Here is a 25344-nt window from a genome sequence, read left to right on the forward strand (position 1 = left end):
CCTCACTTGTCAAAATAGTCTCCCTTCCGGACCGTCGAAACGTCGATCGGAGTGTGCGGATCCCTTAACGGGCCTTCTCTCACTGTCCGGCCGTTGATCTGGGTTTCCAGATTCAGATGCTCTCCGAGCTTCTTGACGTGCGCACTCTTGGGATTCACATCGAAACGCGCGATCTTCGTAATCGTGGATCCGCTCTCATCAACCGACTGCGAGATGAACTGAACTGCTCCACTGCCCGATCGCCCGACAGATGCGCCATCACCGACATGATCGATGGCCCGATCAATGGCGGTATCCATCGAGATCTTGCAGTTGTGCACCAGAACCGGAACTGAGCCGGTCATCACATAGTAGGTGTGGATGTTGGCAACAGTCAGGTTATGGACCCTTGCGACTGCCTGGTACCGCCGCACTGAGGTGACCACCACGCCACCATCGGTACCGAAACTCTCGAATCGGCTGCCCGGAGTCAGTTGCGACGCATTGATCCACTTGGCTCTGTCGGGGACGTAGATGGAGTGTCCGGCAGTCGCCGTCAAGACAGCGGACCGCTTCAGCCCATCTGCGCCCACGACGGCGACTGAGATGTCCACCAAGTCCTTCGACCCCTGACCGATGATCGTCCGGACCACCGGCTCGGCCGAGGTCTCGCCCGATGCGGGATCGGTCGCCATGACCTTGTCGTCCAGCCTGAGCTTCTCGATCGGCTTTCGGGAGCCGTCGGCCAGCAAGATCAGCGTTCCGGGTGCAAAGGAGTTGATCGAGCAGGTTTCGCCGACCACCGCTTCGGCCTTGTGGAGTTCTTCTTCGGCTTTGCGGACGCCCTTGATGCCGTCGAGCATTTCGTCTACCAGGCCTTTTATTCGGCCTATTAGTTTCCAGGCTTTTTTGGCGTGGAGGAGGTATTTGCTGACTAGCTTGCCGGCTATGCCGCCGACGAAGGAGGAGAGGACGGTTACGCCGGTGGAGATGCAGGCGCCTACGTCGCCGTTGGTGAAGCAGTTGAGGGCGTCAGTGATGCCCAGTTCGTCGGCGACGATCTTGACCAGGTCCTTGACGACCTTCTTGATGCGTTGTTTGGCTTCTTCCTTCGCCTTCTTGTGGTGGCTGATCTGCTGGACCGCCTCGTGGCGGTTCTGGGCCTTGACCTGTTCGTAGGTGGGGGTTTTCGGCGGCTTGTAGTGCAGGCGGGGTGCGTGCACGCCGTCGTTACCGGGGTCGTCGGGGAAGAGTTCCTTCAGGCCGTCGGGGTCGCTGAAGGTGGCCGGGTTGTTGTTGCCGTAGCGGTAGCCGTTCAGCGTGATCGGGTCGGTGACGTCGATCAGCGGGTCGACGCTGATGAAGCGGCCGAGTTTCGAGTCGTACTCCCGGGCGCCCAGGTGGGTGAGCCCGGTCGACGGATCGTCCACCCCGTTGACGAAGCCGTGGGCGTTCGGGTCCCAGGTGGGCGACGTCGTACCGCGGGTGTTGCCGAACGGGTCCATGTACCGCCGAGAGACCGCTGCGGTCAGGCCGTCGACCGAGACCGATGCGGTGCCCTGCGGGTCCGACATCAGGTACTCGACCGACTGACTGTTGCTCCGCATCGCGACGGTCGAGCCGTTGAACTCGTAGTAGCGCGTCGACGAGACCGTGTCGGCCGCCTTGTCCCAGCGCACCTCCGCCGACGGCAGGTAGAGCGTGGCGCCCTTGGGGTCGTGACGGATCAGGCGGCTGCCCTCTGCGTCATACACATAGCTGGTATCCCCGCCAGGACCGGAGACGGACGCCAGGTGCCCCTCGACATCCCAGGCAAAGGCGTCGGTATCTCCACCAACCGTCCGCGTGGACATGTTGCCCGAGGCGTCATAGCCGTAGGTGTCGGCCGACGTACCGGCCGGCCCCGCGGTGTTCACGCCAGTGACCGCGTGCGGCCGGGCAGCTGTAGCGGCGGGATAGGCGGAGGTCGACGTCGTGTCGCCTGCCGCCTTGTGGTCGATCAGCGACGTGCGGTTGCCCGACGCATCGAAGCGATAGGACTGCCAGTACGGCGCCGGCCCACCCAACGTCGAGGCCGATCGGGCGTCCGCGCAGCTACCGGCCGGCGTCCAGGCTTCCGTCGTACGCCGGAGGTAGTCGTTGGTGAAGCACTGGCGGTCGACCGTGGCACCCATCGTGTGGGTCACCGACGTCACGTTGGCCGCGTTGTCGTAGGTGTAGTCGAACTTGTCGTCCGACGGCACCTGCCCGCTGCGATCCACCGACATCTGCTGGAGCCGGCGCGTTCCCTGCTCGTACGCGAAGGACTGCCAGATCGACAACTCCGACTTCTGCCCCATCGTGTACTGCAGCGTGTCGCCGTACTCGCTGTACTTCACCGCGGAGACGTACGACTGCCAACCACCCATCCCGCGGACATTGCCGAACTCGTCGTACTTCATCTCGATCGTCTCGTCCGGCAACCCCGGCGTCGTCGGCAGCTTCGCCTTGTTGACGCTGCCGTCCGGGTTGAAGCTGGTCGTCGACGCATAGGTGCCGGCCAGCTTGCCCTCGGACGCCGGGATGACGACCTGGGTGGCGGTCGGCCGGTCCAGCGAGTCGTACGCAGTCACGGCCGATACGTAGTTGTTGCCGTTGATCGTCCGGGTCGACGAGGTCAGCAGCCCCTTGCCGAGCGTGTCGTACACCCACGACCCCAGCACCGGACCGGTTGCCGAGCCACTGCGGACAGCCGTCTTGCGGTCCAGCTCGTCATACGACAGGAACAGTTGCTGACCGCGCGCGTCCTTGGTCGAGGTCACCCGGTCCGCGGCGTCGTACGTCGTCGTCGTGGTGCCCTTGTCCGGATCGACCGAGCTGATCTGCCGTCCGCGCAGGTCGTACCCGTACCGCCAGACGCTGCCCTCGGCGTTCGTCACCGTGTCCAGCTGCTCGTCCGGCGTGTAGGTGTACTTCGTTGAGTCGTAGTCACCGGTCGCAGCGACTCCGTGGTACTGCCGCAGCTCACTGAGCTTGCCCCGGGCATCGAGCACCTGAGTCGTGGTGGTGCCACCGGTCGGCGGAATGACCGTGACTGTGTTGCCGCCGTAGCTGGTCTGGGTCTTCCACCGCTCGTGCCCCTGGACCTCGAAACTCTCCAGGACGGCCCGGTTGGCCCCGTCGTACGTGGTCACCGTCTGGGACGGCAGGTTCTCCTCGTTGACGTCGAACAGCACGTTCGAGGGCGCGGAGCTGTTGTCGAAGTACGGGCCGGTCGTGGTCTTGGCATTGCCGCGCCGGTCGTAGGTGGTGTCGGCCAGTACCCGACCGGTGCCGGTCGCCGCCGGCGTCTGGACCTGACGTTGCCGCAACTGCCCGTCGAACAGGGTCTTGCTCGTCTTGTAGGTCCCGTCCGGCTTCAGCTCCTGCGAGGTGATCACGTTCGGCGCGGTCTTCGACAACGAGTACCCGAAGATCATCGAAGCGGTCGCGCCGCCGGACTTCGACCGGTTCGGCAGCCAGACGCCGGTCAGCCGGCCGAAGGCGTCGTACGCCAGATCGGTACGCCGTCCGTTCGGGTCGACCTCGGCGACCGTCGCACCGAAGGCCGGGTCGATCAGGGTCGAGTTCACGTACCCCTTCGCGTCCTCGACCGCCCGGGCCGTGACCGGGCCGCCGGTCGCCGGCGTGAAGGTGACCTTGCTGGTCAGCCGGTTCAACCCGTCGTACGTCTCCTTGACCCGCCCGAGCGAGTCGTACACGGTCCGGGACCGCTGCTCGTACTGCGGGCCGTTCGACCAGCCGCTCAGCGACTCGAGCTTGGTCACCAGCCCCTGGCTCGGGGCCGCGTTCAGATCCGTGTGAGCGTCATAGAAGGTCCGGTCGTCCGAGATCACCTGGGCCGGCCGGTTCGGTGTCACCGCACAGCCGACCGAGACGGTCTCCTCCCGGCTGACCGTGGTCAGGATCTGCGCATCGAGGTTGCGGGCGTAGCTGAGCCGGGTACACCGGTCGTCGTTGCCGGCGGCAACGTCGCCCCGGTCGTTGATCTCGGTCGCCATCCCCAGATCGTCGAACTCGGTGTCGAGTGCGGTGATCCGGTACGTGCCGTCGCTCAGCCGGGTCCGGGTCGAGGTGGACTTGGTCTGCAGCATCGTCGCGGCCCCACCCAGCGGGGAGGTGACCTGCTTGGTCCACGGGGTGTTGATGGTGGCACTGACCTCCGGACCGCTCGCCCCGTTGTAGGTGATCTGCTCGCGGGTGAGTCCGTTGAGTCGCGGCGAATCGACCAGCGCGTTGCCCTGGCTGTCGGTGACGCTGACGTTCTTGCGGGTCGACCCGTCGGCCTTCGAGTAGTCACCGTTCATACCGCGGAAGAAGGTGTACTGCGTTCGCGTCTGATCGGCCGGCTCCAGGCCGCCGGTCCTGACCTCGACCTTGGAGTACCCGCGCCAGTCGCCCCAGCTCCGGTACGCCGGCAAGGTCAGCTCGTTGTCGTCGTAGTGCCAGGCCGGGGTGTCCAGATAGTCGTAGTAGGTGCCCTGGTCCGGTGCGTCGGCGCTCATGTCGTCGACGACCACACTGGTCACGACGTACTTGTTGAACCAGTGCATCGTCGGCTTCTCGGCGCCGTCGATCCCCCAGAAAACCGGGAAGCATCGCTTGGTGTTGGTCGCCGGATCCGGCCGGGCCGACGACGTGCACTCCTGGTCGCTGTAGTTGACGTTGGTGACCTGCCCGGACTCCGACTCGATCGCGGAGATCCGCCACTTCACCATCGCCGGCGCGCCGTCGCCGATCGCGTCGACCCGGTTGGGCTTGTCGATACCGACGAAGGACACCGACGGGTTGGTCAGCGTTCCGCCGGCCAGTCCCTGATGGGTGATCGTGCGCAGGAACAGCGACCGGTTCTCGACGCTCGAGGTCGGGTAGTCCTGGGTCAGCGTCCAGCTGTCGACCGGCGAGAAGGTCGAACCGTTCCGGATTCCGGTGGTGATCTTGGCCAGCCGCTTGCGGGTGAAGAACGACGGCGAGGTCCGGTTCGGGCAGCTGGTGGTCGACGTACAGATCTGGTCGAACGGCGTGTCCGGCCAGGCGTAGGCGTTCGCTGCGGTCAGCTGGTTCTCGGCGCAGGTGATCGCACCGCCGGGCAGGCAGCGCTCGGCGACGTCGAACCAGACCCGGGCAGGCGCCACGGTCGTGGTCTCGGTCGCGCCGATCACCTTGCCGTAGTCGATGAACCAGGGGTAGCTCGCGCGCTGGTACTGCGATACGCCGGTGTTGTTGTTGCGGCCGTAGTAGTTGTTCTCCTTGACGTACCGGTACCGCATCAGGTTGCCGTTGACATCGATCACCCGGTCGACGTTCCAGCGCCAGGCCTGCTGGCAGTACGACGCGGCGAAGGTCGCCGCGTGACAGGGCTCGCCCGTCTGGTTACCGAAGACCGGCACGGTGTTGACCGAGTCCGCGCGGTCGGTCCCGGAGATGACCGGATTGCTGCCGAAGTAGTACTTCGTACCGTCCGACGTGGTGACCAGCCAGTGCTCGCCACCCTTGGCGCCACTGGCGTTGTCAGCGTCGAACAGGCGCTGGATCCGCGACCCGTCGTCCTTCTCGAGCCGGAAGGTGTTGGCGTCCATCTTGACCAGCTCGCCGGAATGGCCGCCGAGCGACAGGACGGCGTTGTCGGTCTTCCAGCACAGGTCGCCGGTCTTGGTCGTGGTGTTGCTGTCCTTCATGTCATCCGCGCAGGACACGTACTTACGCTCGATGAAGCCGGTCTCGAGGCTGTGGCCCTCGCCGACCCACGACGTCTGGTTGTTGCTCGAGGCAATCTGTCCGTCGACCGAGCCGGAGCTGTAGCCGATCGACAGATCTGGGCGCGGACCGGCCGTGCCCGGCGGAACACGTAGCGGATAGTTCCAGCTGAAGTCACCGGTCTGGACGCTCACGTTCCAAGCGGACGACGGGGCCAGCGGGGTCGCGGCGTACGAGCCGGCGGATCCGGAAGCACCGGCCGTGACGGCGAAGGTGCTGAACGACGTGCCGGCGCTCTTGGCCAGCGGGTTCTGATTGGGGAGGGCGACCTCGGCCGTGACCGTCTGCTTGTCGCTGTCGTTCGCCGAGCCCGGCACGACTCGGCCCTCGGCGCAGGTCCCTCCGGCCGTGCACTTCAGCTCGACCAGGCGCAGGCGGTTCGCCCACCCACCACCGAAGGCCGTCGCGAACTTCGAGTAGTCGACGTTCACCTTGACCCCGGCGGCCTGCGGCTGCGCGTCGGTACGGGCCAGCCGGATGACGACGCCTTCGACCCCCAACTTGGTGGTCGCCGCCTGATCCAGTACGTCGACCCGCACCGACGGTTGCGCCGCTACCGCCGTACCGGTCTTGGCCGACTTGGCCTGAACCGTGGTCACCGTGACCGGCGAGCTCAGCGCCTTCCCTGCCAGAGACAGCACTGCGGCCGTACCGGCTGCCGTGCTGGTCGCGCTCGGCCAGACCGGCGCCGCCCCGGCCCTCGAGGCGGCTTCGGCCTGTTGCGCGGACTTGTCGACCCCGGCCTGTTGCGGCTGGAAGGCCTTGCCCGGCGTGGGCTTCTCGGATTTGACGGCCGGCGCCGGGCGGGACGGCGTCTTCGCCTCGGCCTCCGGGACGTAGGACGCAATACCTGCCACCAGGCTGACGCCCAGCACAGTCACCAGGGCCGCGTTGGCCCGACGTTTGATTCGCATCAACAGGTCCTCAACTCGTGGGCGTGGAGTCGTCGTAGTTCTGGCTGAGTGCGGCCTCGTCGATCGGGCCCGGGTAGATCCGGACGTCGTCGACCTGTCCGTCGAGGAAGTGGTTCTGGACCCCGGCGTCGAGAGCCGACCCGATCCGCAGCTGGCCGGTACCGTCGGGTGCCGTCACGGTTCCGGGGACGTCGATGGTCGTCTCGAAGGCGTCGTCGTCCAGCGTCAGACTGAGTTTGCGGTCGGCCGAGTTGTAGTAGCCGGTGAGATAGATCCAGTCACCGAGTTCGTAGCCGATCGCCGGGCTCTGGACGACGACCTGACCGGTCCCGTCCGGATCCGGGATGGCGAAGCTCCAGACCGCCTTGCGTTCGTCGGGATCGGTCAGATCCCAGTGGTCGAAGCCGAGCATGAAGCCGCCGGTGCCGGCCCGGTCCTCGCTGACTGCGACCTGCCGGGTCGCCTTGGCGCCGGCCTTCACCCGCGCGCTGACGGTGAAGCTGCGGCTGGTGTCGATGATGTTCGACGCGGCGGTGGCGATCGACGAGGTGCCTGGCAGGGATACCGACCAGTCGTTCGGGCCGGTCGCCGTCGAGTCCCAGCGGTCACTGTGCGCCCAGCTTGCCGGTGTACCGACGGTGAAGTCGTGAGCCTTTCCGCTGGTGTCCTTCGAGGTGGTACCAGTGCCCTCGTCGAGGTACCAACGGCCGGTGAACGGACCTGTCTCGACCCGGATCGTGAGGGCGTTGGAGTCCTTGCTCAGGTTGCCCGCCCGGTCGACGCTCCAGGCTCTGATCACCAGCGGGCCGGCCTTCGTCGGGGTGAACCGGAACGTTCCGCTCTTCGTCGCGTCGATCGGCACCCACTCGGTCCCCGGCTCCAGCTTGTCGATCGCGTACAGGAAGTGGTTCGGGTCGTTGGTGGTGACGCTGAGCTTGACGTCGATCGGCTGCTGGAGCGGGAAGACGTCGTCCGGGGCCGTCGTGGTCACGGTGATTTTCGGCGGCGGCGGCTCGGTCATGTCGACGATGAACCAGCAGTAACCCGACCAGGCCGAGTAGTCGATGCCGTCGTAGGCCCGGGCCCGCCACCCGATCAGCTGGTTCTCGGGGAGCGGGGTCACATCCGCACCCGGGCTGAACTCCTTCAACTTGCCGCTGGCTTTGGTCATGCTGCTGCCGGTCCAGAGCGTCGACGTGGCACCGCTGACCCGGAACTCGAAGTCGACCCTGGACGGCTGGAGGTCCGGGTCCACGATCGTGACCGTCGGGACCGGGCTGTTCTGACTCACCTTGGCCGGTGCGGTCGAGGTCGGGCAGCCCATCGTCGGGCTGGTCGCGTGCGCATTGGACAAGGTCGGCACGTGGTTGTAGATGACGTCGAGCCGGACCGCCTTGCCGAACCGCTTCCAGGCCGTCGGGTCGGACTCACTGGCCGCGCGGAGTCCGAGGTAGGCGTACTGGCTTCCGCCCCCGGCCTGTTCGGCGATGATCGTGGTCGCGTCGAACTCGAGCCACTTGCCACCCGGCGTACAGCCGTCCCTGCCGACCGCGTCGTTGACCGAAGAGACCTCCTTCAGCCAGGTGGCGGTGCCGGAGCCGCTGTTCCAGGTGATGCTGGGAGTGATCGCCGAGGTCTTCCACAGCTGCACCTCCTTCTTGGTGCAGCTCGCGGCCCAGGTCTCGTAGCCGCTGAAGACGGCCTTCGTGATGTGCGTGTACTGCAGGCCCGCGATCCGCATGTGGTAGATCAGCCGCTTACGGCTCCACGGCTCGAAGTCCTGGTAGCCGACGCCCTCCGGCCCCTCCCACTGCCAGGAAGCGGTGGTCGGATTGTGCTGGTTGATCATCGCCCGGCCGACCTGGCTCGAGTGGAACGCCGGGTCGAGGTAGATCGGGTACTTGACCGCGGCATCGTTCACCAGCGCGGCGGCCGGGCTGACCTTCAGCGACTTCTTGCCTACCTCGAGCGGAACCGGTACGACCTTGTCGCCCTCGAGCGGCAGCTCACTGCGGTCCTCGTCGGTGGGCGCCTTGCCCGCACCGCGGGAGTCCCACATCACCGGCGCCGGGCTGGTGAAGATGACCTTGCCGAACTTGTCCTTGGCCAGCACGACCCCACCAGCCACCTTCGCGACCTGGAGACTGGGCGCCTTCACCGCGAAGTCGAGCCGCTGCAACTGCGGAAGCCTGGCGGCCTGCGGCGTCTTCACCACTAGCACTTCGCTGTAAGAGCTGGTGTCGGCCGTGATCTTCAGATCGACATCAGGAAAGACGTTCTGGTACGTGACGTTGTCGCCGCTGATGGTCGGCTCAGGCAACGGGACCGGCCAGCTGAGCGTCAGCTCATGGCCGTCCGACTTCATCGAGATGAGCTCGCCGGTCCCGCCCCCGGAGAAGCTCATCTCCATCGCGGCCGCCTTGGGCCGTACCCGCCCGTCCGCTCCCTTGCTCAGCGACGCATCGAGATCGACCCACTGCCCGTCCCGCTTCGTCCGCAGCGGGATATTGCTCTGCTCAAGGGTGAAGGTCCCGTCCGGATTGGCGAACGTCCGAGCCGTCTCGGTGCGCTTCTCCACCACCTCGACCCGCTTCTTGGAATCAACAGCGCGCTTGGACGCCGTCTGCTCCCCTTGCCCCTGGTCCTGCGCCACAGGCGCGGCAACAGCCGCTTGCCCGGACTCGGGCGCAACGGTCACCCATCCCAAGACTCCGACCGCCATGGCACAAGCCCCCGCCACAGCACGCCTGGCCCTCCGATACCCGCCAACGGACAACGTCCACCCAGCCATAGCCCCACCGCTCTCGACTCCCCCGAGCCACAGATGCGATGGAACCTTAAGCCAGCAATCCGATCCCCCAACACCTACAACTTATACAGTTCACCCATACAATCAGCGGCCCGCTAGCAGCAGAATCCCCACCCCACAAGGCGAACCCACTGCCAATAGCTGCAATCAGCCACCGTCGGACGTACCAACACCCAGGTCCAGCCAGGCCGGTCCAGTGAGGCTCCAGCCAGAATCTGCTGGAGCCTCTCTCGAACTGAGATCGAGGTCGGACCCTCAGCGATCAGCTGCCTGCAGGTCTCATGCCGCCTCAGCCACAACGAGCACCAACTCTGACGGCTCGTCCGGGTGATCGCTGTAGAGAGTTACCGAACACCGCTCGCCGGGAGCGGGCACCTCCAGGCTCAGGGAACCGCCTGGATCGGTGATCGCCATGGACGCGTCGGAAAATCTCAGCACGCCAGTGAACGCCGCACGGAGGCCCGGTGGCTGATAGCTTCCCGAAACGCAGGTCAAGGTGGCAAAACCGCTCGCGGCGGGCAGAACCGCTACGTACAGCGAGTCCGCGCCGGCATGTACAGACTCGACTGCCGGCGACCATCCTTCGTGGGGATCCGCGCTGTCTGACGACTCCACCACCAGGAGACCATGAGCGAAGCGCCAGGAGACGGAGGCCAAGAGATCCTCTTGGTTCACCAGATACTTATCCAGGAGGAAACTCATAAATCCCTTTCCCAAGCCCTCGAACATACCCACCTTGCGACAAAGTGCAGGCCCTGCAGTGAGGATAGAGCGTCCACGGCCCCCGTGGACTGATGGACCGTGCAGGAAAATGATCCCCGGTCCAATGTTCGTCGCTCCATCCTGAAACTTTGGCGCCGCAACTGTGACAGCCGTTTCTGTCCCCGGATTCATTGACGAATCGCTGCTCGTGCGGAAGAACCTTGTCACCCCGCGCCGCACTGATACCTTCCGCTTTGCTTTCGGGCCCGAGCGTGAGCCTGCAGAGGTCGTCTTCGCCATTATGCACGAGGACCGGGACGCCACCGACCACGACATAGTAGGTATGCATGGTAGCAACCACCAGGTTGTACACACGAGCAGTCGCGACATACCGCTGAACGCTTCGCACGATGGCAGTCAGGTCTTTGCCAATCACGTCCAATCGATCGCCGGCCTGCAGCTCTCCTGCCTTGACCCAACTGTTGATTTCAGGCAGATAGAAGGTATGTCCCGAGGTGGCGGTGACGTGCACCAGGGAACTCTTCCCGTGCTTCCTGGACACCGTTATCCAGATATCGGCCAGATCTTTCTCGCCCTGGCCAACGATAGTTCCGACGACTCCCTTTCCTGCACGATTGCCGACTGGCGTGCCGGCGGCCATCACCTTGTCTCCGACTTTCAAACTCTCAATTGGTCTCGTCGACCCGTCCGCCAAGAGAACCAAGGTGCCCGGCGTGAACGAATTACATCGGCTGACCGTCTTCTGAAGTTCCTCTTCCGCCTTGCGGAAGCCCTTGATGCCGTCGATGGCCTCGCCGATCAGGTCCTTTATTCGGCCGACCAGCTTCCAAGCCTTCTTCGCGTGGAGGAGGTACTTGCTGAGGAGTTTGCCTGCTATGCCGCCGGCGAAGGAGGACAGGACTGTCACGCCGGTGGAGATGCAGCCGCCGATGTCGCCGTCGGTGAAGCAGTTGAGGGCGTCGGTGACGCCGATCTCGTCGGCGATGATCTTGACGAGGTCCTTGACGACTCGCTTGATGACCCGCTTGGCTTCTTCTTTTGCTTCGCGGTGGTGGGTGATCTCGGCGACCGCCTGCTGCTGTGCTTCTTCTTCGGCCTCAGCCGGTGTAGGCGGCTTGACCGGCTTGACCGGCTTGGTTGGCTTGGTCGGGTTTCGTGGGCCGCCTTCGGGCTTGACGATCAGACCGTCGGGTCGCTGAACGTTACTGGGTTGCCGGTGGAGTACGAGTAGGCGTTCAGGGTTTGCGGGTTGGCTATGTCGACCAGGGGGTCGACGCTGATGAAGCGGCCTAGCTTGCCGTCGTACTCTCGCGCGCCCAGGTGAGTCAGACCCGTTGACGGGTCGTCGACGCCGTTGACGAAGCCGTGGCTGTTGGGTTCCCAGGTTGGGGATGGGGTGCCGCGAGCATTGCCGAAGGGGTCCATGTAGCGGCGGGGGATGTCCGTGGTCGAGCCGTCTACCGAGACAGTCGAGGTGCCTTGCGGGTCGGACATCAGGTATTCGACCGTCACGGCGTCGTTGCGCATGGCGACGGTTTTGCCGTTGAAGTCGTAGTACCTCGTTGACTTCACCTTGTCGGTTGCCCTGTCCCACCGGACTTCGGCCGAGGCCAGATAGAGCGTCGAGCCCTTCGGGTCGTGACGGATCAGGCGGCTGCCTTCTGCGTCATAGATGAAGCCTGTGTCGCCGGCAGGGCCGGATACCGAGGAGAGGTGCCCCTCGGCGTCCCAGGCGAGGATGTCGGTGTCGCCGCCGACGGTCCGGGACGACAGGTTGCCCGTCGCGTCGTAGGCGTAGTTGTCGACCGACGTACCGGCCGGGCCGGCGCCGTTGACCGCGGTGACCGCGTGCGGTCGCGCAGCCGTCGCGGCGGGGTAGGTGTAGGTGGATGTGGTGTCGCCGGCTGCCTTGTGGTCCACAAGACTCGTGCGGTTGCCGGACTTGTCGTAGTTGTAGGACTGCCAGTACGGCGCCGGCCCACCGAGGGTGGAAGCGGAACGCGTAGCGGCACAGGTCCCCGCAGGCGTCCAGGCTTCCGTCGTACGGCGGAGGTAGTCGTTCGCATAGCACTGCCGGTCCACGGTGGCGCCCATGGTGTGCGTCACCGAGGTGACATTGGAGGCGTCGTCGTAGGTGTAGTTGAAGGTGTCGTCGGCCGCGACGATCGTGCTTCGGTCGACATCCATCTTGGCCAGCCGGCGGGTGCCCTGCTCATATTCGAAGGACTGGTAGATCGACTTCTCCGAAGCCTGCCCCATCCGGTACTGCAGCGGGTCGCCGTACTCGCCGTACTTCGTCCCCGCCACGTACGACTGCCAGCCACCGATACCGTCGGCGTTCCCGAAGGCGTCGTACTCCATCGTGATCGTCTCGTCCGGGAGACCTGGAGTACTGGGCAGCTTGGCCTTGTTGACGCTGCCGTCCGGGTTGTACGTCGTCGTTGCGGTGTACGTCCCGGCGAGCTTGCCCTCAGACGCCGGGATCGTGACGCTGGTACCGACCGGGCGGTCAAGGAGGTCGTAGCCGGTGATGGCGTTGACATAGCTGTTGCCATCGACAACGCGGGTCGACGAGGTCAGCAGCCCCTTGCCGAGCGTGTCGTAGACCCATGACGCGAGCACGGTACCGGTCGCCGAACCACTGCGAGCCGCCGTCTTGCGATCCAGTTCGTCGTACGAGTAGAAGATCGACTGGTTCCGCGCGTCCTTGGTGGACACCAGCCGGTCGGCTTTGTCGTACGTCGAAGTCGTGGTGCCCTTGTCCGGATCGGCCGACGAGATCTGCCGGCCCCGGATGTCATACCCGTACCGCCAAACGCTTCCCGCGGCGTTGGTGACCGTGTCGAGCTGGTCGTCCGGCGTGTAGGTGTACTTCGTCGAATCGAAGTCCCCACCCGCGGCGACACCGTGGTACTGCCGTAGCTCACTCACCTTGCCGCGGGCATCGAAGAGCTGCATGCTCGTCGTGCCGCCGGTCGGCGGAATGACAGCGGTCGCATTGCCGCCGTAGATCGTCTGCGTCCGCGACTGCTCGTGCCCCTGAACATTGAAGACCGAGAGCACCGGACGGCTCGCACCGTCGTAGGTGTTCACCGTCTGCGCGGGCAAGTTCGGCTCGTTCGCGTCGAACAAGGTGTTCGTCGGCGCCGACTTGTCGTCGTAGTACGCGCCCGTAGTGGTCGCGACGTTGCCGTAGTAGTCGTACGTCGTGTCCGCCAGGACCCTGCCGACCCCGGTCGCAGCCGGCGTCTGCACCTGACGCTGCCTCAGGAGTCCGTCGAAGAGCGTCCTGCTGATCTTGTACGTCCCATCCGGCAGCAGTTCCTGCGTGGCAACGACATTCGGCGCCGTCTTCGACAGGAGGTAGCTGAAGGTCATCGAGGCAGTCGCGTTACCGGCCTTGGACCGGTTCGGCAGCCAGACCCCGGTCAGCCGCCCGAAGGCGTCGTACGTCAGGTCGGTACGCCGCCCGTTCGGATCGACCTCCGCCACTGTCGAACCCCACGCGGGGTTGATGATCGTCGAGCTGACATAGCCCTTCGCATCTTCGACCGCGCGGCCGGTGACCGGTCCACCGGTGGCCGGCGTGTAGGTCACCGCGCTCGTCTTGCGCCCCAGACCGTCGTAGGTCTCCTTGACCCGGCCAAGGCTGTCGTACGTCGTCCGCGACCGCTCTTCGTACTGCGGCCCGTTGGACCAGCCGCTCATCGTCTCGACCTTGGTGACGAGGCCGTCGACGGGAGCCTCGTTGAGATCCGTGTGACCGTCGAAGTACGAGCGCTCGTCCGAGATCACCTGGGCGGGCCGGTTCGGGGTCGCGCTACAACCGACCGATACCTTCTCCTCCCGGCTGACCGCGCTCAGAATCTGCGCCGCCTCGTTGCGGTTGTAGGTGAAGCGGGTGCAGCGATCGTCGGCCGTGGTGGCGATGTCGCCGAGGTCGTCGACCGAGATCGGCATCCCGAGGTCGTCGAATTCGGTCGCCGTGCCGACCGTCCGGTACGTCCCGCTGCTCAGCCGGGTCCGGACGAAGGTCGACTTCGTCTGCAGCAGGGTCGAGACCGCACCGTCGTCAGCTGCGGTCTGCTTGGTCCAGGGCGTACTGATCGTGCCGCTGACCTCCGGACCACCGGCACCGCTGTAGGTGATCTGTTCGCGGACGAAGCCGTTCAGCCGAGGCGCGTCGACAATGGCGTCGCCCTGGCTGTCGGTGACGCTGGCCGACTTCTTGGTGGTGCCAGCCTTGTTGAGGTAGTCACCGTGCATCCCGCGGAAGTAGGTGTACTGGGACCGGGTCCGGTCGTTGACCGGGCCGGTCTCCACATTGACCTTCGAGTAGCCTCGCCAATCACCCCAGCTGCGGTAGGCGAGCACAGTGAGCTCGTTGTCGTCGAAGTGCCACGCGGGAGTGCCCAAGTATTCGTAGAAGGTGCCCTGATCCGGTCCGTCCGTACTGGCGTCGTCCACGACGACGCTGGTCACCACGTACTTGTTGAACCAGTGCAGCGTCGGCGCCGCGCCGCCCTCGATCGTCCAGTAGACGGGGAAACATCGCCTGGTATTGGTCGGCGCATCCTCGACACCTGGCTTCGATGTCGGCGTGCAATCCGGAGCGCTGTAGTTGACGTTGGTGATCTGCCCGGACTCCGACGCGATCGAGGCGACCCGCCACTTGTTCATGGCCGGGGCCGCGTCACCGATCGCGTCCACGCGATTCGGCTTGTTGATTCCCACGAAGGTGACTGACGGGTTGGTCAGAGTTCCACCGGACCGCCCTTGGTGGGTGATCGTCCGCAGGAACAGCGAAGGATCAGTGGTGTCGCCTGTCGGCGGGTAGTCCTGGGTCAGGGTCCAGGTGTCGACCGGCAACCAGCCGCTGCCGTTCAGCGTCTCGGTGTTTACCTTCGCCAGTCGCTTACGGCTGAAGAAGGACGGTGAGGTGCGGTTGGGACAAGATGTCGAGGAAGTACAGAGCTGGTCGAACGGTACGTCCGGCCAGTACGCCGCGTTGGCCGCGGTCAGCTGGGCGGGCGCACAGGTGATCGCTCCGCTCGGGATACAACGCTCCGCGACCTCGAACCAGGCACGGGCCGTCCCGTTCTTCGTCGTCTCGGTCGCGGTCACCTTGCCGTAGTCGATGATCCAGGGATAGCTGGCCCGCTGGTAGAGCGATACTCCGGTGTTGTTGTTGCGGCCGTAGTAGTTGTTCTCCTGGATGTACCGGTACGTCATCAGGTTGCCGTGGACATCGACCACCCGGTCGACGTTCCACCGCCAGGCCTGCTGGCAGTACGACGCGGCGAAGGTGGCCGCATTGCACGGCTCGCCGGTCTGGTTGCCGAAGACCGGCACGGAGTTGACCGAGTCGGTCCGATCCGTCCCGGAGATGGTCACGTTGCTGCCGAAGTAGTACTGGGTTCCGTCGGAGGTGGTGAGCACCCAGTACTCACCTGCGCGAGCGCCGTTGTGGTTGCCCGCGGAATACACCCGCTGGATCCGTGATCCGTCGTCGTTGCGCAGCTTGAACGTGTCGGCCGTGATCTTGACGAGCTCACCGGAGTGGCCGCCGAGCGACAGCACCGCGTTGTCGGTCTTCCAGCACAGGTCGCCGGTCTTGACCGTCGTGTTGCTGTTCTTCATGTCGTCCGCGCAGGACACGTACTTGCGCTCGATGAAGCCAGGCTCGAGCGTCTGTCCCTGACCGACCCAGGACGTCTGGTTGTTGCTTGAGGCAACCTGCCCGTCGACCGAGCCGGAGCTGTAGCCGATCGACAGCTCCGGTCGCGGTCCCGCTGTGCCCGGAGGTACCCGCAGCGGGTAGTTCCAGGTGAAGTCGCCGGTCTGGGTGCCTACGTTCCAGCCGGAGGACGCGGAAAGCGGGGTCGCCGCATACGATCCGGTCGACCCGGAGGCGCCCGCCGCGACGGCCAGCGTGGTGAAGGAAGCGGTCGCCGCCTTCGCGGCAGCTCCCTGAGCCGGTACGGCGGGAAGGTCGAGCTCCGCCGATACGGTCTGCTTCTGGCTGTCGTTGCCGGCGCCCGGCAGTACTCGCTTCTCGCTGCATGCGCCACCGGCGCTGCAGGTCAGCTCGACGATGCGCAGCCGGCTGGCCCAGTTGCCACCGAAGGCCGAGGCGAACTTCGAGTAGTCGACGCGCACCAACGCCTTGGCAGCGGTCTTCTGCGGATCGGTCCGGGCCAGTCGGAGGACGACGCCTTCGACGCCCAGACGGGCGCCGTCGGCCTGGCTCAGCACGTCGACCTTGATCGACGGCGGGGTGGTTGCCGTCTTCGTAGTACCGGCTGCGACAGTCGTCACGGAGATCGGCGAGGCAGCCTTCTTGCCGACTGCTGACTGTCCGACCGCCGTACCGGTGACCGAACTCGACGCTGCCGGCCACTCCGGCAGCGGCTGGGGTTTCGACGCCTCGACCGACTGCTCGGCGGCACGATTCGTCGACGGCTTCGCCTGGAAGTCCTTGCCAGGTGTCGGTTTCTCCTGTTTGACGGCCGGGGCCGGCCGCGGCTTCGTCTTCGCCTCGGCCTCGGGGACATAGGTCCCCACTCCGGCGATCAGACTGACGCCGAGCAGAGTGACCAGGGCAGCCCTGGCGGATCGCAAGCTGCGCATAGTGTGACGTCCTCGGGATCTCACGGTGCCTCAACGGAGTCTTGATCGATCGTGTTGTCGTCGACCGGTCCGGGATAGATCCGGACGTCGTCGACCTTCCCGTTCAGGAAGTAGTTCTGGGCGCCGTTGACCAAGGCGGAGCCCACCCGGAACTGTCCGGTGCCGTCGGGGGCGGGCTTGATCCCTGGCAGCAGAGAGATCAGCGCGCCGCCCGCCCCGGTCTTCAGCGGCGGAGTCACATCGTCCCCGTCGACGAGCAGGCTGAGCTCCCGGCTGGCCGAGTCGTACATACCGGTGAGATAGATCCAGCTACCCGGCAGGTAGGTGGCAGGCGCGGAGACGATCGTGATCTGTCCTGTGCTGTTCGGGTCGGGGATGGAGAACGACCAGCTGGCCTTGGGCTCGCCGGGGTCGGTCAGATCCATGCTCTGCAGTCCGAGCGTGAAGCCACCGGATCCCGCCCGGTCCTCGCTGACCGCGACCTGCCGCGTTGTCTTGGCCCCGATCGCGACCCGTGCGCTCACGGTGAAGCTCCGGCTGGTGTCCACGATGTCGGATGCCGTCGAGGCCATCGACGTATTGCCGGCCAGCCCGACCGCGTAGTCGGCGACAGGCAGGTCTTCGTCCTCGAACCAGCGGTCGCCGTGGTCCCACTGTCCCGTGCCGAGCTGGAACTCGTGGCGTTTTCCACTGCTGTCGCCCAGGATCGTTCCAGTTCCCTCATTCATGTACCAGCGGCCGTTGGTGATTCCGGTCGCCACTTTGATGCGTTCCTCGCCGTACTTGACGCTGCGGTTTCCGGCGCGGTCGAAGCTCCAGGCGCGGATCACCAGCGGTCCCGGCTGCCGGGGAGTGAAGGTGAAGGTCCCCGGGGAGACCGCGACGACCTCGCTGGTCGGCTCTTCGGTGTCGATCGTGTACTTGAAGTAGTTGGTGTCCGCCCGGGTGCTCGACAGGCTGACGGTGACCGGCTGGTTGAGCGGGAAGATCGTCGAGTCCGAACCCGCGACCGTGACGGTCGGTATCGGTGGCTCGGTGGTGTCGATGTAGAAGTAGCACATCGGTGACCAGGCCGAGTAGTCGTGCCCGTCCCATACCCGCGCCCGCCAGCCGGTGAGATTGTTCGGACTGAGCATGGTGACCTGAGCCTGTGGCGTGAACACGACCGCGGTGCCGACCGCCTTCGTCAGGCTGGTGCCCCGCCATCTGGGCGCGTCCGTGTTGTTGGTCCAGAACTCGAACCCGACCGAGGTCGCATCCCCGGTGTCGGGGTCCTGAACGACGACCTGAGGGACCGGATTGCGCTCGTTAACCCTCGGCGCGGCCGTGTTCGGCGCGCACCCCATGGCCGGATTCTTCGTCGCCATGCTCTTGACGGCGGGGATGTGGTTGTACTTGACCGAGATCTTCGCGTCGGTGCTGAACCGCTTCCAGGCCAGGGGGTCCGTCTCGCTGGCGCGCAAACCGAGGTGAAGCCAACCACTACCTGCGGCAGCCTGTTCGGTGACGGCGGTCAGAATGTTGAACTCGAGCAATTTGCCGCCCGGCGAACAGTTGCCACCGCTCCATCCGGCGGCGTCGACCACAGAGCTGAGGTGCTTCAGCCAGACGTTCGAGCCGGAGCCGTTGTTCCAGTTGATCGTGGTGCTGATGGCTGCGACCTTCCACGCCTGGACCTCGCGTTTTTCGCAGCTTGCGGACCAAGTCTCGAAGGCTCCGAGCTGGGCTTCGATGACATGGGCGCCCTGCAGGCCGGCGATGGTGAACTTGTAGATCAGGCGCTTGCGGGTCGGCGGACTGAAGTTCTGGTAGCCGACGCCCTCAGTGCCGGTCCAGTTCCAGTAGGAGTTCGCCGGGTACGCGCCGTCGATCATGGCCCGGCCCTGCTGCGAGCCGAACGCCGGATCGATGTGCAGCGGGTACTTCGCCGCGGGGTCGTTCAGCAGGGAGGCGGGCGGGCTGATCTTCAGCGAGTCGTGGTCGACCTCGAGGGGAATCGGTACGAGCTTGTCACCGTCGACCGGCGCCTCGGTACGGTCCTGGTCGGCCGGCGTCTGGATCTTGCCGCGCGAGTCCCACATCGCGGGCGGCGAACCGGTGAAGACGACCTTGCCCAGGCTGTCCTTGGCGAGGATCGCACCGCCGGGTACCTCAGTGACCTTCAGACCGGGGGCTTCCATCCCCAGGTCGAGACTCCGCAACTGCGGGAGGCGGGCGGCCTCCGGCGTCTTCACAATCAGTACTTCGCTGTAAGAGCTCCCCGACGCGGTGATCTTCAGATCGACATCTGGGAACACGTTCGGGTAGGTCACGTTGTCGTCGGCAACGACCGGCTCCGGCAGGGAGCCCGGCCACTTGAGCTTCAGCTCGTGACCTTCGGACTTGACCGAGATCAGCGGGTCGGTGCCTCCGCCTGAGAAGCTCATCTCCAGCGAGGTCGCCTTCGGGCGGATGCGCCCGTCCGGACCGGTCGACAGCGTGGCGTCCAGATCGACCCATCGGCCGTCCTTCTTGGTCCGGACCGGCTCGTTCGACTGCTCGAGCGTGAAGGTGCCGTCCGGGTTGGCGAACGTCTGCTCGGTCTCCGTACGCTTACCCAACTGCTCGACCCGCTTGCCGGACGCCTTTGCGCGCGTGGTCGCGGTCTTGTCGTTGTCGGCAGCGGAGGCCGGCTTCGACGCGGCGACCGGCACAGGCGTAGCCGCCGCGGTCTCCTTCGGAGCGCCCGGGACAGCATTGAGCCATCCCACAACACCGACCGACAGCGCGCAGACCGCTGCTACCGCACGCCTCGTTACTGCTGTACTGCCCGCAGGCAGACCTCTCCTGGACATCGCCCCACCGCTCTTCGACTCCCCCGAGCCACAGATGCGGTACGAACGCTAGGTGTCGCAGACAGTGACCACCAGGTACAACCAGTGCAACTACCCATACAAGTCACAAGAACCTGACCGAACACCCCATGACCTCCATCACAGCAACTCAGTCCAGGCGAAACCGAAGCGCCCGGGCCGCGCGAGTGGGCACCGGGTCGTTCCAGTTGTCGAGGTAGTTGTCGGTGGTCGACAGGGAGCGAGGCTCGAGTTTGTCGACGTAGACGGTGCCGTGGAGGTGGTCGGTTTCGTGTTGGACGATGCGGGCTTGCCAGCCTTCGAAGGTTTTGTGGTGGGGGTGGCCGGTGGGGTCGGTGTAGGTGGCTGCGACTTCGTAGTACCGGTTAACCACGCCGGTGTAGCCGGGCATGCTGAGGCAGCCTTCGTAGAAGCCTCGGCGGGTGTGGCCGTGGGCTTGGTATGAGGGGTTGATGGCGGCGAAGAAGGCCAAGGGGTAGCGGTGGCGCGCTTCTGCTACCTCTTCGGAGACTGTTGCTGGGTCCTCCAGTACTGCGATGCGCACCGGTACGCCGATCTGCGGGGCGGCCAGGCCTACGCCGGGGGCGGCCAGCATGGTGCGGCGCATCAGGTCGATGAACTCGGTCAGGAGCTTGTCGTCGACCTGGCCGTCGAACGGTTCCGCCACCTGGCGTAGTACGGGATCCCCCAGGGACACGATCGGAGCGACACCGTCGCGGTGTTCCTCCACCAGCTTCGTGATCTGATCCTTGATGTCGTTCATAGGCGGGCGGCCAACTCCTGAGGCTGTCTGGACGGAACCGGCCAGCGGCAGGGTCGCCGTACCGGCGAGCAACGCACGCCTGGTGATACTCACATGACCCTCCGCTGTCGGTCTGCTCGGACGTCTATTGGATCAGATCCCCGACCGGCGGTGTATCTCAGTCCAAGATGGGCTGTGCATAACGTCTGGGGGTTTGTGGCGTTGGAGTGGTCGATACCTTGGGAGCCTGGGGATGGGTTAGGGATGGATGGTGCTCATGGGTAAGGGTCGCTGGGTTTTGGTGGCGGTTGTGGTGGCTGGGGTGGTTGGTGGGTGCTCCGATGGGGGTGGGGATGCGCAGCCGTCGTTGTCTACTTCTTCGCCTAATGGGCCGAGTGGGACGGCGACCGGGAAGGCGGTGAAGCTGGCGGTGGCTGGGGTGGTGGCTACTGGGGTGGAGGTGCCTTGGGGGTTGGCGTTCTTGCCGGATAGCAGTGCGTTGGTGACTGAGCGGGATTCGGGACGGATCAAGCGGGTGACCGGCAGCGGGCAGGTCAGTGACGTCGGGACGGTGGAGGGGGTTGACGCGTCGTCGGAGGGTGGGCTGCTGGGGATCGCGGTGGATCCGCAGTACCCGAAGAGGCCTTACATCTATGTGTACTACTCCAGCGGGGATGACAATCGGATCGCTCGGCTCACCTACAGCAACGGCGGGATCAGTGAGCCGACGGTGATTCTGGAGGGGATTCCGCAGGCGGCGATTCACAACGGTGGGCGGTTGCGATTCGGGCCGGATGGGTTCCTGTACGCCGGTACTGGCGACGGCGCGGATCGGCCGAACTCGCAGAGCGACGACTCGCTCGGCGGCAAGGTGCTGCGGATCACCACGGACGGCAAACCCGCACCGGGCAACCCCGGTGGCAGGTTGTGGATCTCCAAGGGGCATCGCAACGTCCAGGGGCTCGCGTTCGACGGGTCGCAGTTGTACGCCGCGGAGTTCGGGCAGGACACCTGGGACGAGCTGAACGCGATCACGCCGGGAGCGAACTACGGCTGGCCGGCCGCCGAGGGGGTCAGCAGTCTGGACGGCATGGTCGACCCGATCGCGCAGTGGCCGACGAAGGACGCCTCCCCCAGCGGGATCACGTTTGCCCAGGGCTACATCTTCATGGCCGGTCTACGAGGTGAACGCCTGTGGGCGATCCCAGTTGCCGACGGCAAGCGTACGGGTGATCCGGTCGCCTTCTTCACCGGCAAGTACGGTCGCCTCCGCACGGTCGAAGCCGCCCACGACGGCTCCCTCTGGCTGACCACGTCCAACACCGACGGCCGAGGCGACCCCGGGCCCGGCGACGACCAGATCCTCCGGATCACCATCACCCGCTAGCCCCTCCGCACCCAGCCACACTGACCAGTTCTGGCGACCTTGAACACCTTGTGGTGACCTCGGACATGGAATTACCTGTTCAAGGTCACCACTAGGTGTTCAAGGTGCCGACTTCAGGTCGACGGCATGGGCAGGCGGGTGGAAATGGCGCTGGGCCCGGTGCCGTGGTGGCGGCCGGGCCCAGCGTGGTGGTGGATCAGATGCCGAGGGTCTTGTTCAGCAGTTCGCGGACCTTGGCCGCATCGGCCTGGCCGCGCATGTCCTTCATGACCGCGCCGATCAGGGCTCCGGCGGCAGCAGGCTTGCCGGAGTTGACCTTCTCCACGACGTCAGGGTTGGCCGCGATGGCTCGGTCGATGGCTTCCTGCAGCGCCGAGTCGTCGGAGACCAGGGCAAGACCGCGCGCGGCGATGATCTCGCTGACGCTGCCTTCGGACTTGACCAGGCCGTCGAAGACCTCGCGGGCGAGCTTGTCGTTCAGGGCGCCCGCCTCGACGAGCTTCTGAACTTCGGCGATCTCCGCAGGACCGACGCCGAGCGCGTCGACGTCCTTGCCGGCCTCGTTCGCCGCGCGGGCCAGCTCGCCCAGCCACCACTTCTTGGCCGCGGCAGGAGCGACACCCAACGCGACGGTCTGCTCGATCAGGGTCTGCACGCCGCCGTTGACGACATCGCGCATCTCCAGATCGGTGAAGCCCCACTCGGCCTGCAACCGAGCGCGACGAACCGGCGGCGCCTCAGGCAGCGTCGCGCGGATCTCTTCGACCCAAGAGCGCGCCGGCGCAACTGGCACCAGGTCGGGCTCAGGGAAGTACCGGTAGTCGTCGGCGTCCGACTTCTCCCGGCCCGAGGTGGTGACCCCGGTGTCCTCGTGCCAGTGCCGGGTCTCCTGGAGAATCTTGCCCCCGGCAACCAGTACGGCGGCCTGCCGGGTGATCTCGTAGGTGATCGCGCGCTCGACCGAACGGAACGAGTTCACGTTCTTCGTCTCGGTCCGGGTGCCCAACGAAGACGAACCGGACGGCTTCAGCGACACGTTGGCGTCACACCGCAGCGACCCCTGGTCCATCCGTACGTCGGAGACGTCCAGCGCCAGCAGCAGATCGCGCAGCATGCTCACGTACGCACGCGCGACCGCGGCCGCCTTGGCCGGCGGGACCTCGATCGTCTTGGTGACGATCTCGATCAGCGGGATGCCGGCCCGGTTGTAGTCGACCAGCGAGTGCGACGCACCGTGGATACGACCGGTCGCGCCACCCACGTGGGTGGACTTGCCGGTGTCTTCCTCCATGTGCGCGCGCTCGATCTCGATCCGGTACGTCTCCCCGTCGACGACGACCTCGGTCCACCCGTTGAAGGCGATCGGCTCGTCGTACTGCGAGGTCTGGAAGTTCTTCGGCATGTCCGGGTAGAAGTAGTTCTTCCGGGCGAACCGGCACCACTCGGCGATCTCGCAGTTCAGCGCGAGGCCGATCTTGATCGCGGACTCGACCGCCCGCGCGTTCACCACCGGCAGCGCGCCGGGCAGGCCCAGGCAGACCGGGCAGGTCTGCGTGTTCGGCGGGGCGCCGAATACGGTCGGGCAACCACAGAACATCTTCGACAAGGTGTTCAGCTCGACGTGGACCTCCAGGCCCATCACCGGGTCGAACTGCGCCAAAGCGTCATCGATGGACAGCACATCAGCAACCACAGTCATCGGGTGACCTCCAGCTCCGGAGCCTTCGACATCAGCACGCCACCCCACTGATCGGCATACGCCGACTCGAGCGCCGCCCCGACCAGGTAACACAGGTCGTCGCGCATCACCGGCGCCATCACGTGGAAGCCGACCGGCAGGCCGTCCTCGTCCGCGAGGCCGACCGGGAACGACGCGGCCGCGTTGCCGGCCAGGTTCGACGGGATCGTGCAGAGGTCGTTCTTGTACATGGCGATCGGGTCGTTGACCCGGTCGCCGATCGCGAACGCGGTGGTCGGCGTCGAGGGCGACACGAGTACGTCGACGTGCTCGTAGGCCGCCGTGAAGTCGCGGGCGATCAGCGTCCGCACCTTCTGCGCCTGGCCGTAGTACGCGTCGTAGTAGCCGCTGGACAGCGCGTGCGTGCCGAGCATGATCCGGCGCTTGACCTCGGGACCGAAACCGGCCTCGCGGGTCAGGCTCATCACCTTCTCGGCGTCGTTCTCGCCGTCGTCGCCGACCCGCAGGCCGAACCGCATCGCGTCGAACTTGGCCAGGTTGGACGAGGCCTCGCTCGGCAGGATCAGGTAGTACGCCGGCAGCGCGTACTGGAAGTGCGGGCAGGACACCTCGACCACCTCGGCGCCGAGCTTGGTGAGCAGCTCGACCGCCTCCTGGAAGCGGGCCTCGACACCCGGCTGGTACCCCTCGCCGCCGAGCTCCTTGACCACACCGATCCGCAGGCCGGTCACGTCACCGCGCCGAGCGGCGTCCACGACGGCCGGTACCGGCTGGTTGATCGAGGTGGAGTCCATCGGGTCGTACCCGGCGATCACCTCGTGCAGCAGCGCCGCGTCGAGCGTCGTCCGCGCACACGGGCCAGGCGTGTCCAGGCTGGAGGCCAGCGCGATCAGCCCGTACCGCGAAGTCCCGCCGTACGTCGGCTTCACGCCGACCGTGCCCGTGAAGGCGGCTGGCTGGCGGATCGAACCACCGGTGTCGGTGCCGATCGCGAGCGGTGCCTGGTACGCCGAGATCGCGGCCGACGAGCCGCCACCCGAACCACCCGGGATCCGGTTGAGGTCCCACGGGTTGTGGGTCGTCCCGTACGCCGAGTTCTCGGTCGAGGACCCCATGGCGAACTCGTCCATGTTGGTCTTGCCGAGGATGACGATGCCGGCCGCCTTGAGCCGCTTCACCACGGTCGAGTCGTACGGCGGCTTCCAGCCCTCGAGGATCTTCGAGCCGGCGGTGGTCGGGATGCCGTCCTGGGTCAGCACGTCCTTCAACGCCAGCGGCACGCCGGCCAGCGGGCCGAGCTCGTCACCCGCGGCACGACGTGCGTCGACGTCAGCCGCCTGGGCGAGAGCGCCCTCGGTGTCGACGTGCAGGAATGCGTGCACGGCGCCGTCGGTGGCACCGATCCGGTCCAGGTGCGCACTCGTGATCTCCACCGACGACGCCTGGCCCGAGCTCATCAGCTCGGAGAGTTCGACCGCGGTCTTCCGCGTCAGGTCGCTCATCTCATGCCTCCTCGGTCAGGATCCGCGGTACCCGGAAACGCTGCTCCTCGGCCGCCGGGGCGCCGGACAGCGCCTGCTCCGGCGTAAGGCACGGGACGTTCACGTCGGGGCGCATCACGTTGGTGAGCGGCAGGGCGTGCGACGTCGGCGGGATGTCCTCGGCAGCCACTTCACTGACCTGGGCGACCAGGCCGATGATCTGCTCGAGCTGCGGAGCGAGGTGGTCGAGCTCGTCTTCGGTGAGCTCGATCCGCGCCAGTCGCGCCAGATGCGCGACCTCTTCGCGGGTAATCGATGGCATGAAGGATTCC

12 protein-coding genes are annotated in these 25344 nt (G+C 65.8%); 2 read left to right on the forward strand and 10 right to left on the reverse strand.

What is annotated here, in order from left to right; all coding sequences use genetic code 11:
- Nucleotides 1–2 precede the first annotated feature (2 nt).
- The 4 genes from OHA70_RS38420 to OHA70_RS39825 all read right to left on the reverse strand — a co-directional run bounded on the left by OHA70_RS38420 (nucleotide 3) and on the right by OHA70_RS39825 (nucleotide 10861).
- Nucleotides 3–6689 carry an RHS repeat-associated core domain-containing protein gene (locus tag OHA70_RS38420; protein WP_328326571.1) on the reverse strand — a complete coding sequence of 2229 codons (6687 nt, stop codon included), beginning with the start codon at nucleotides 6687–6689 and terminating at the stop codon, nucleotides 3–5.
- A gap of 10 nt (nucleotides 6690–6699) precedes the next feature.
- Nucleotides 6700–9387, reverse strand: a complete 2688-nt coding sequence (locus OHA70_RS38425; protein ID WP_328326573.1) for a LamG-like jellyroll fold domain-containing protein — start codon at nucleotides 9385–9387, stop codon at nucleotides 6700–6702.
- Nucleotides 9388–9777: 390 nt separating this feature from the next.
- Complete coding sequence (locus tag OHA70_RS38430) at nucleotides 9778–10227, reverse strand: hypothetical protein (RefSeq protein WP_328326575.1); 450 nt, start codon at nucleotides 10225–10227, stop codon at nucleotides 9778–9780.
- A complete protein-coding gene (locus tag OHA70_RS39825) occupies nucleotides 10181–10861 on the reverse strand; it encodes a polymorphic toxin-type HINT domain-containing protein (RefSeq protein ID WP_442913917.1) in 681 nt (226 codons plus the stop codon). Before OHA70_RS39825 ends, OHA70_RS38430 begins: the two co-directional genes overlap by 47 nt.
- A 201-nt stretch (nucleotides 10862–11062) precedes the next feature.
- Here OHA70_RS39825 and OHA70_RS39830 point away from each other — a divergent pair, with 201 nt between their 5' ends.
- Nucleotides 11063–11452 (forward strand): hypothetical protein, encoded by a 390-nt coding sequence (locus OHA70_RS39830; protein ID WP_442913858.1) that lies wholly within the window; start codon nucleotides 11063–11065, stop codon nucleotides 11450–11452.
- Here OHA70_RS39830 and OHA70_RS38440 read toward each other — a convergent pair.
- The 3 genes from OHA70_RS38440 to OHA70_RS38450 form a co-directional block, all read right to left on the reverse strand.
- Nucleotides 11401–16851 carry an RHS repeat-associated core domain-containing protein gene (locus OHA70_RS38440; RefSeq protein ID WP_328326579.1) on the reverse strand — a complete coding sequence of 1817 codons (5451 nt, stop codon included), beginning with the start codon at nucleotides 16849–16851 and terminating at the stop codon, nucleotides 11401–11403. The genes OHA70_RS39830 and OHA70_RS38440 overlap by 52 nt on opposite strands.
- A gap of 20 nt (nucleotides 16852–16871) precedes the next feature.
- The gene (locus tag OHA70_RS38445; protein ID WP_328326580.1) at nucleotides 16872–19685 is read right to left on the reverse strand and encodes a LamG-like jellyroll fold domain-containing protein; all 2814 of its coding nucleotides are present in this window, start codon (nucleotides 19683–19685) and stop codon (nucleotides 16872–16874) included.
- A gap of 148 nt (nucleotides 19686–19833) precedes the next feature.
- Nucleotides 19834–20559, reverse strand: a complete 726-nt coding sequence (locus OHA70_RS38450; RefSeq protein ID WP_328326582.1) for a peptide deformylase — start codon at nucleotides 20557–20559, stop codon at nucleotides 19834–19836.
- Nucleotides 20560–20722: 163 nt separating this feature from the next.
- On the opposite strand from OHA70_RS38450, the gene OHA70_RS38455 reads away from it, so the two are divergent.
- A complete protein-coding gene (locus tag OHA70_RS38455; RefSeq protein ID WP_328326584.1) occupies nucleotides 20723–21832 on the forward strand; it encodes a PQQ-dependent sugar dehydrogenase in 1110 nt (369 codons plus the stop codon).
- 196 nt (nucleotides 21833–22028) lie between these two features.
- Here the strand turns inward: OHA70_RS38455 and gatB are convergent, their stop codons facing one another.
- The 3 genes from gatB to gatC are packed head-to-tail and all read right to left on the reverse strand — an operon-like array spanning nucleotide 22029 to nucleotide 25334.
- Nucleotides 22029–23531 (reverse strand): Asp-tRNA(Asn)/Glu-tRNA(Gln) amidotransferase subunit GatB, encoded by a 1503-nt coding sequence (gene gatB / locus OHA70_RS38460; protein ID WP_328326586.1) that lies wholly within the window; start codon nucleotides 23529–23531, stop codon nucleotides 22029–22031.
- A complete protein-coding gene (gatA, locus tag OHA70_RS38465) occupies nucleotides 23528–25033 on the reverse strand; it encodes an Asp-tRNA(Asn)/Glu-tRNA(Gln) amidotransferase subunit GatA (protein ID WP_328326587.1) in 1506 nt (501 codons plus the stop codon). Before gatA ends, gatB begins: the two co-directional genes overlap by 4 nt.
- A 1-nt stretch (nucleotide 25034) precedes the next feature.
- Nucleotides 25035–25334 (reverse strand): Asp-tRNA(Asn)/Glu-tRNA(Gln) amidotransferase subunit GatC, encoded by a 300-nt coding sequence (gene gatC, locus OHA70_RS38470; RefSeq protein WP_328326589.1) that lies wholly within the window; start codon nucleotides 25332–25334, stop codon nucleotides 25035–25037.
- Nucleotides 25335–25344: the final 10 nt, after the last annotated feature.

The sequence above is a fragment of the Kribbella sp. NBC_00382 genome (genome assembly GCF_036067295.1).
Taxonomy (GTDB): domain Bacteria; phylum Actinomycetota; class Actinomycetes; order Propionibacteriales; family Kribbellaceae; genus Kribbella.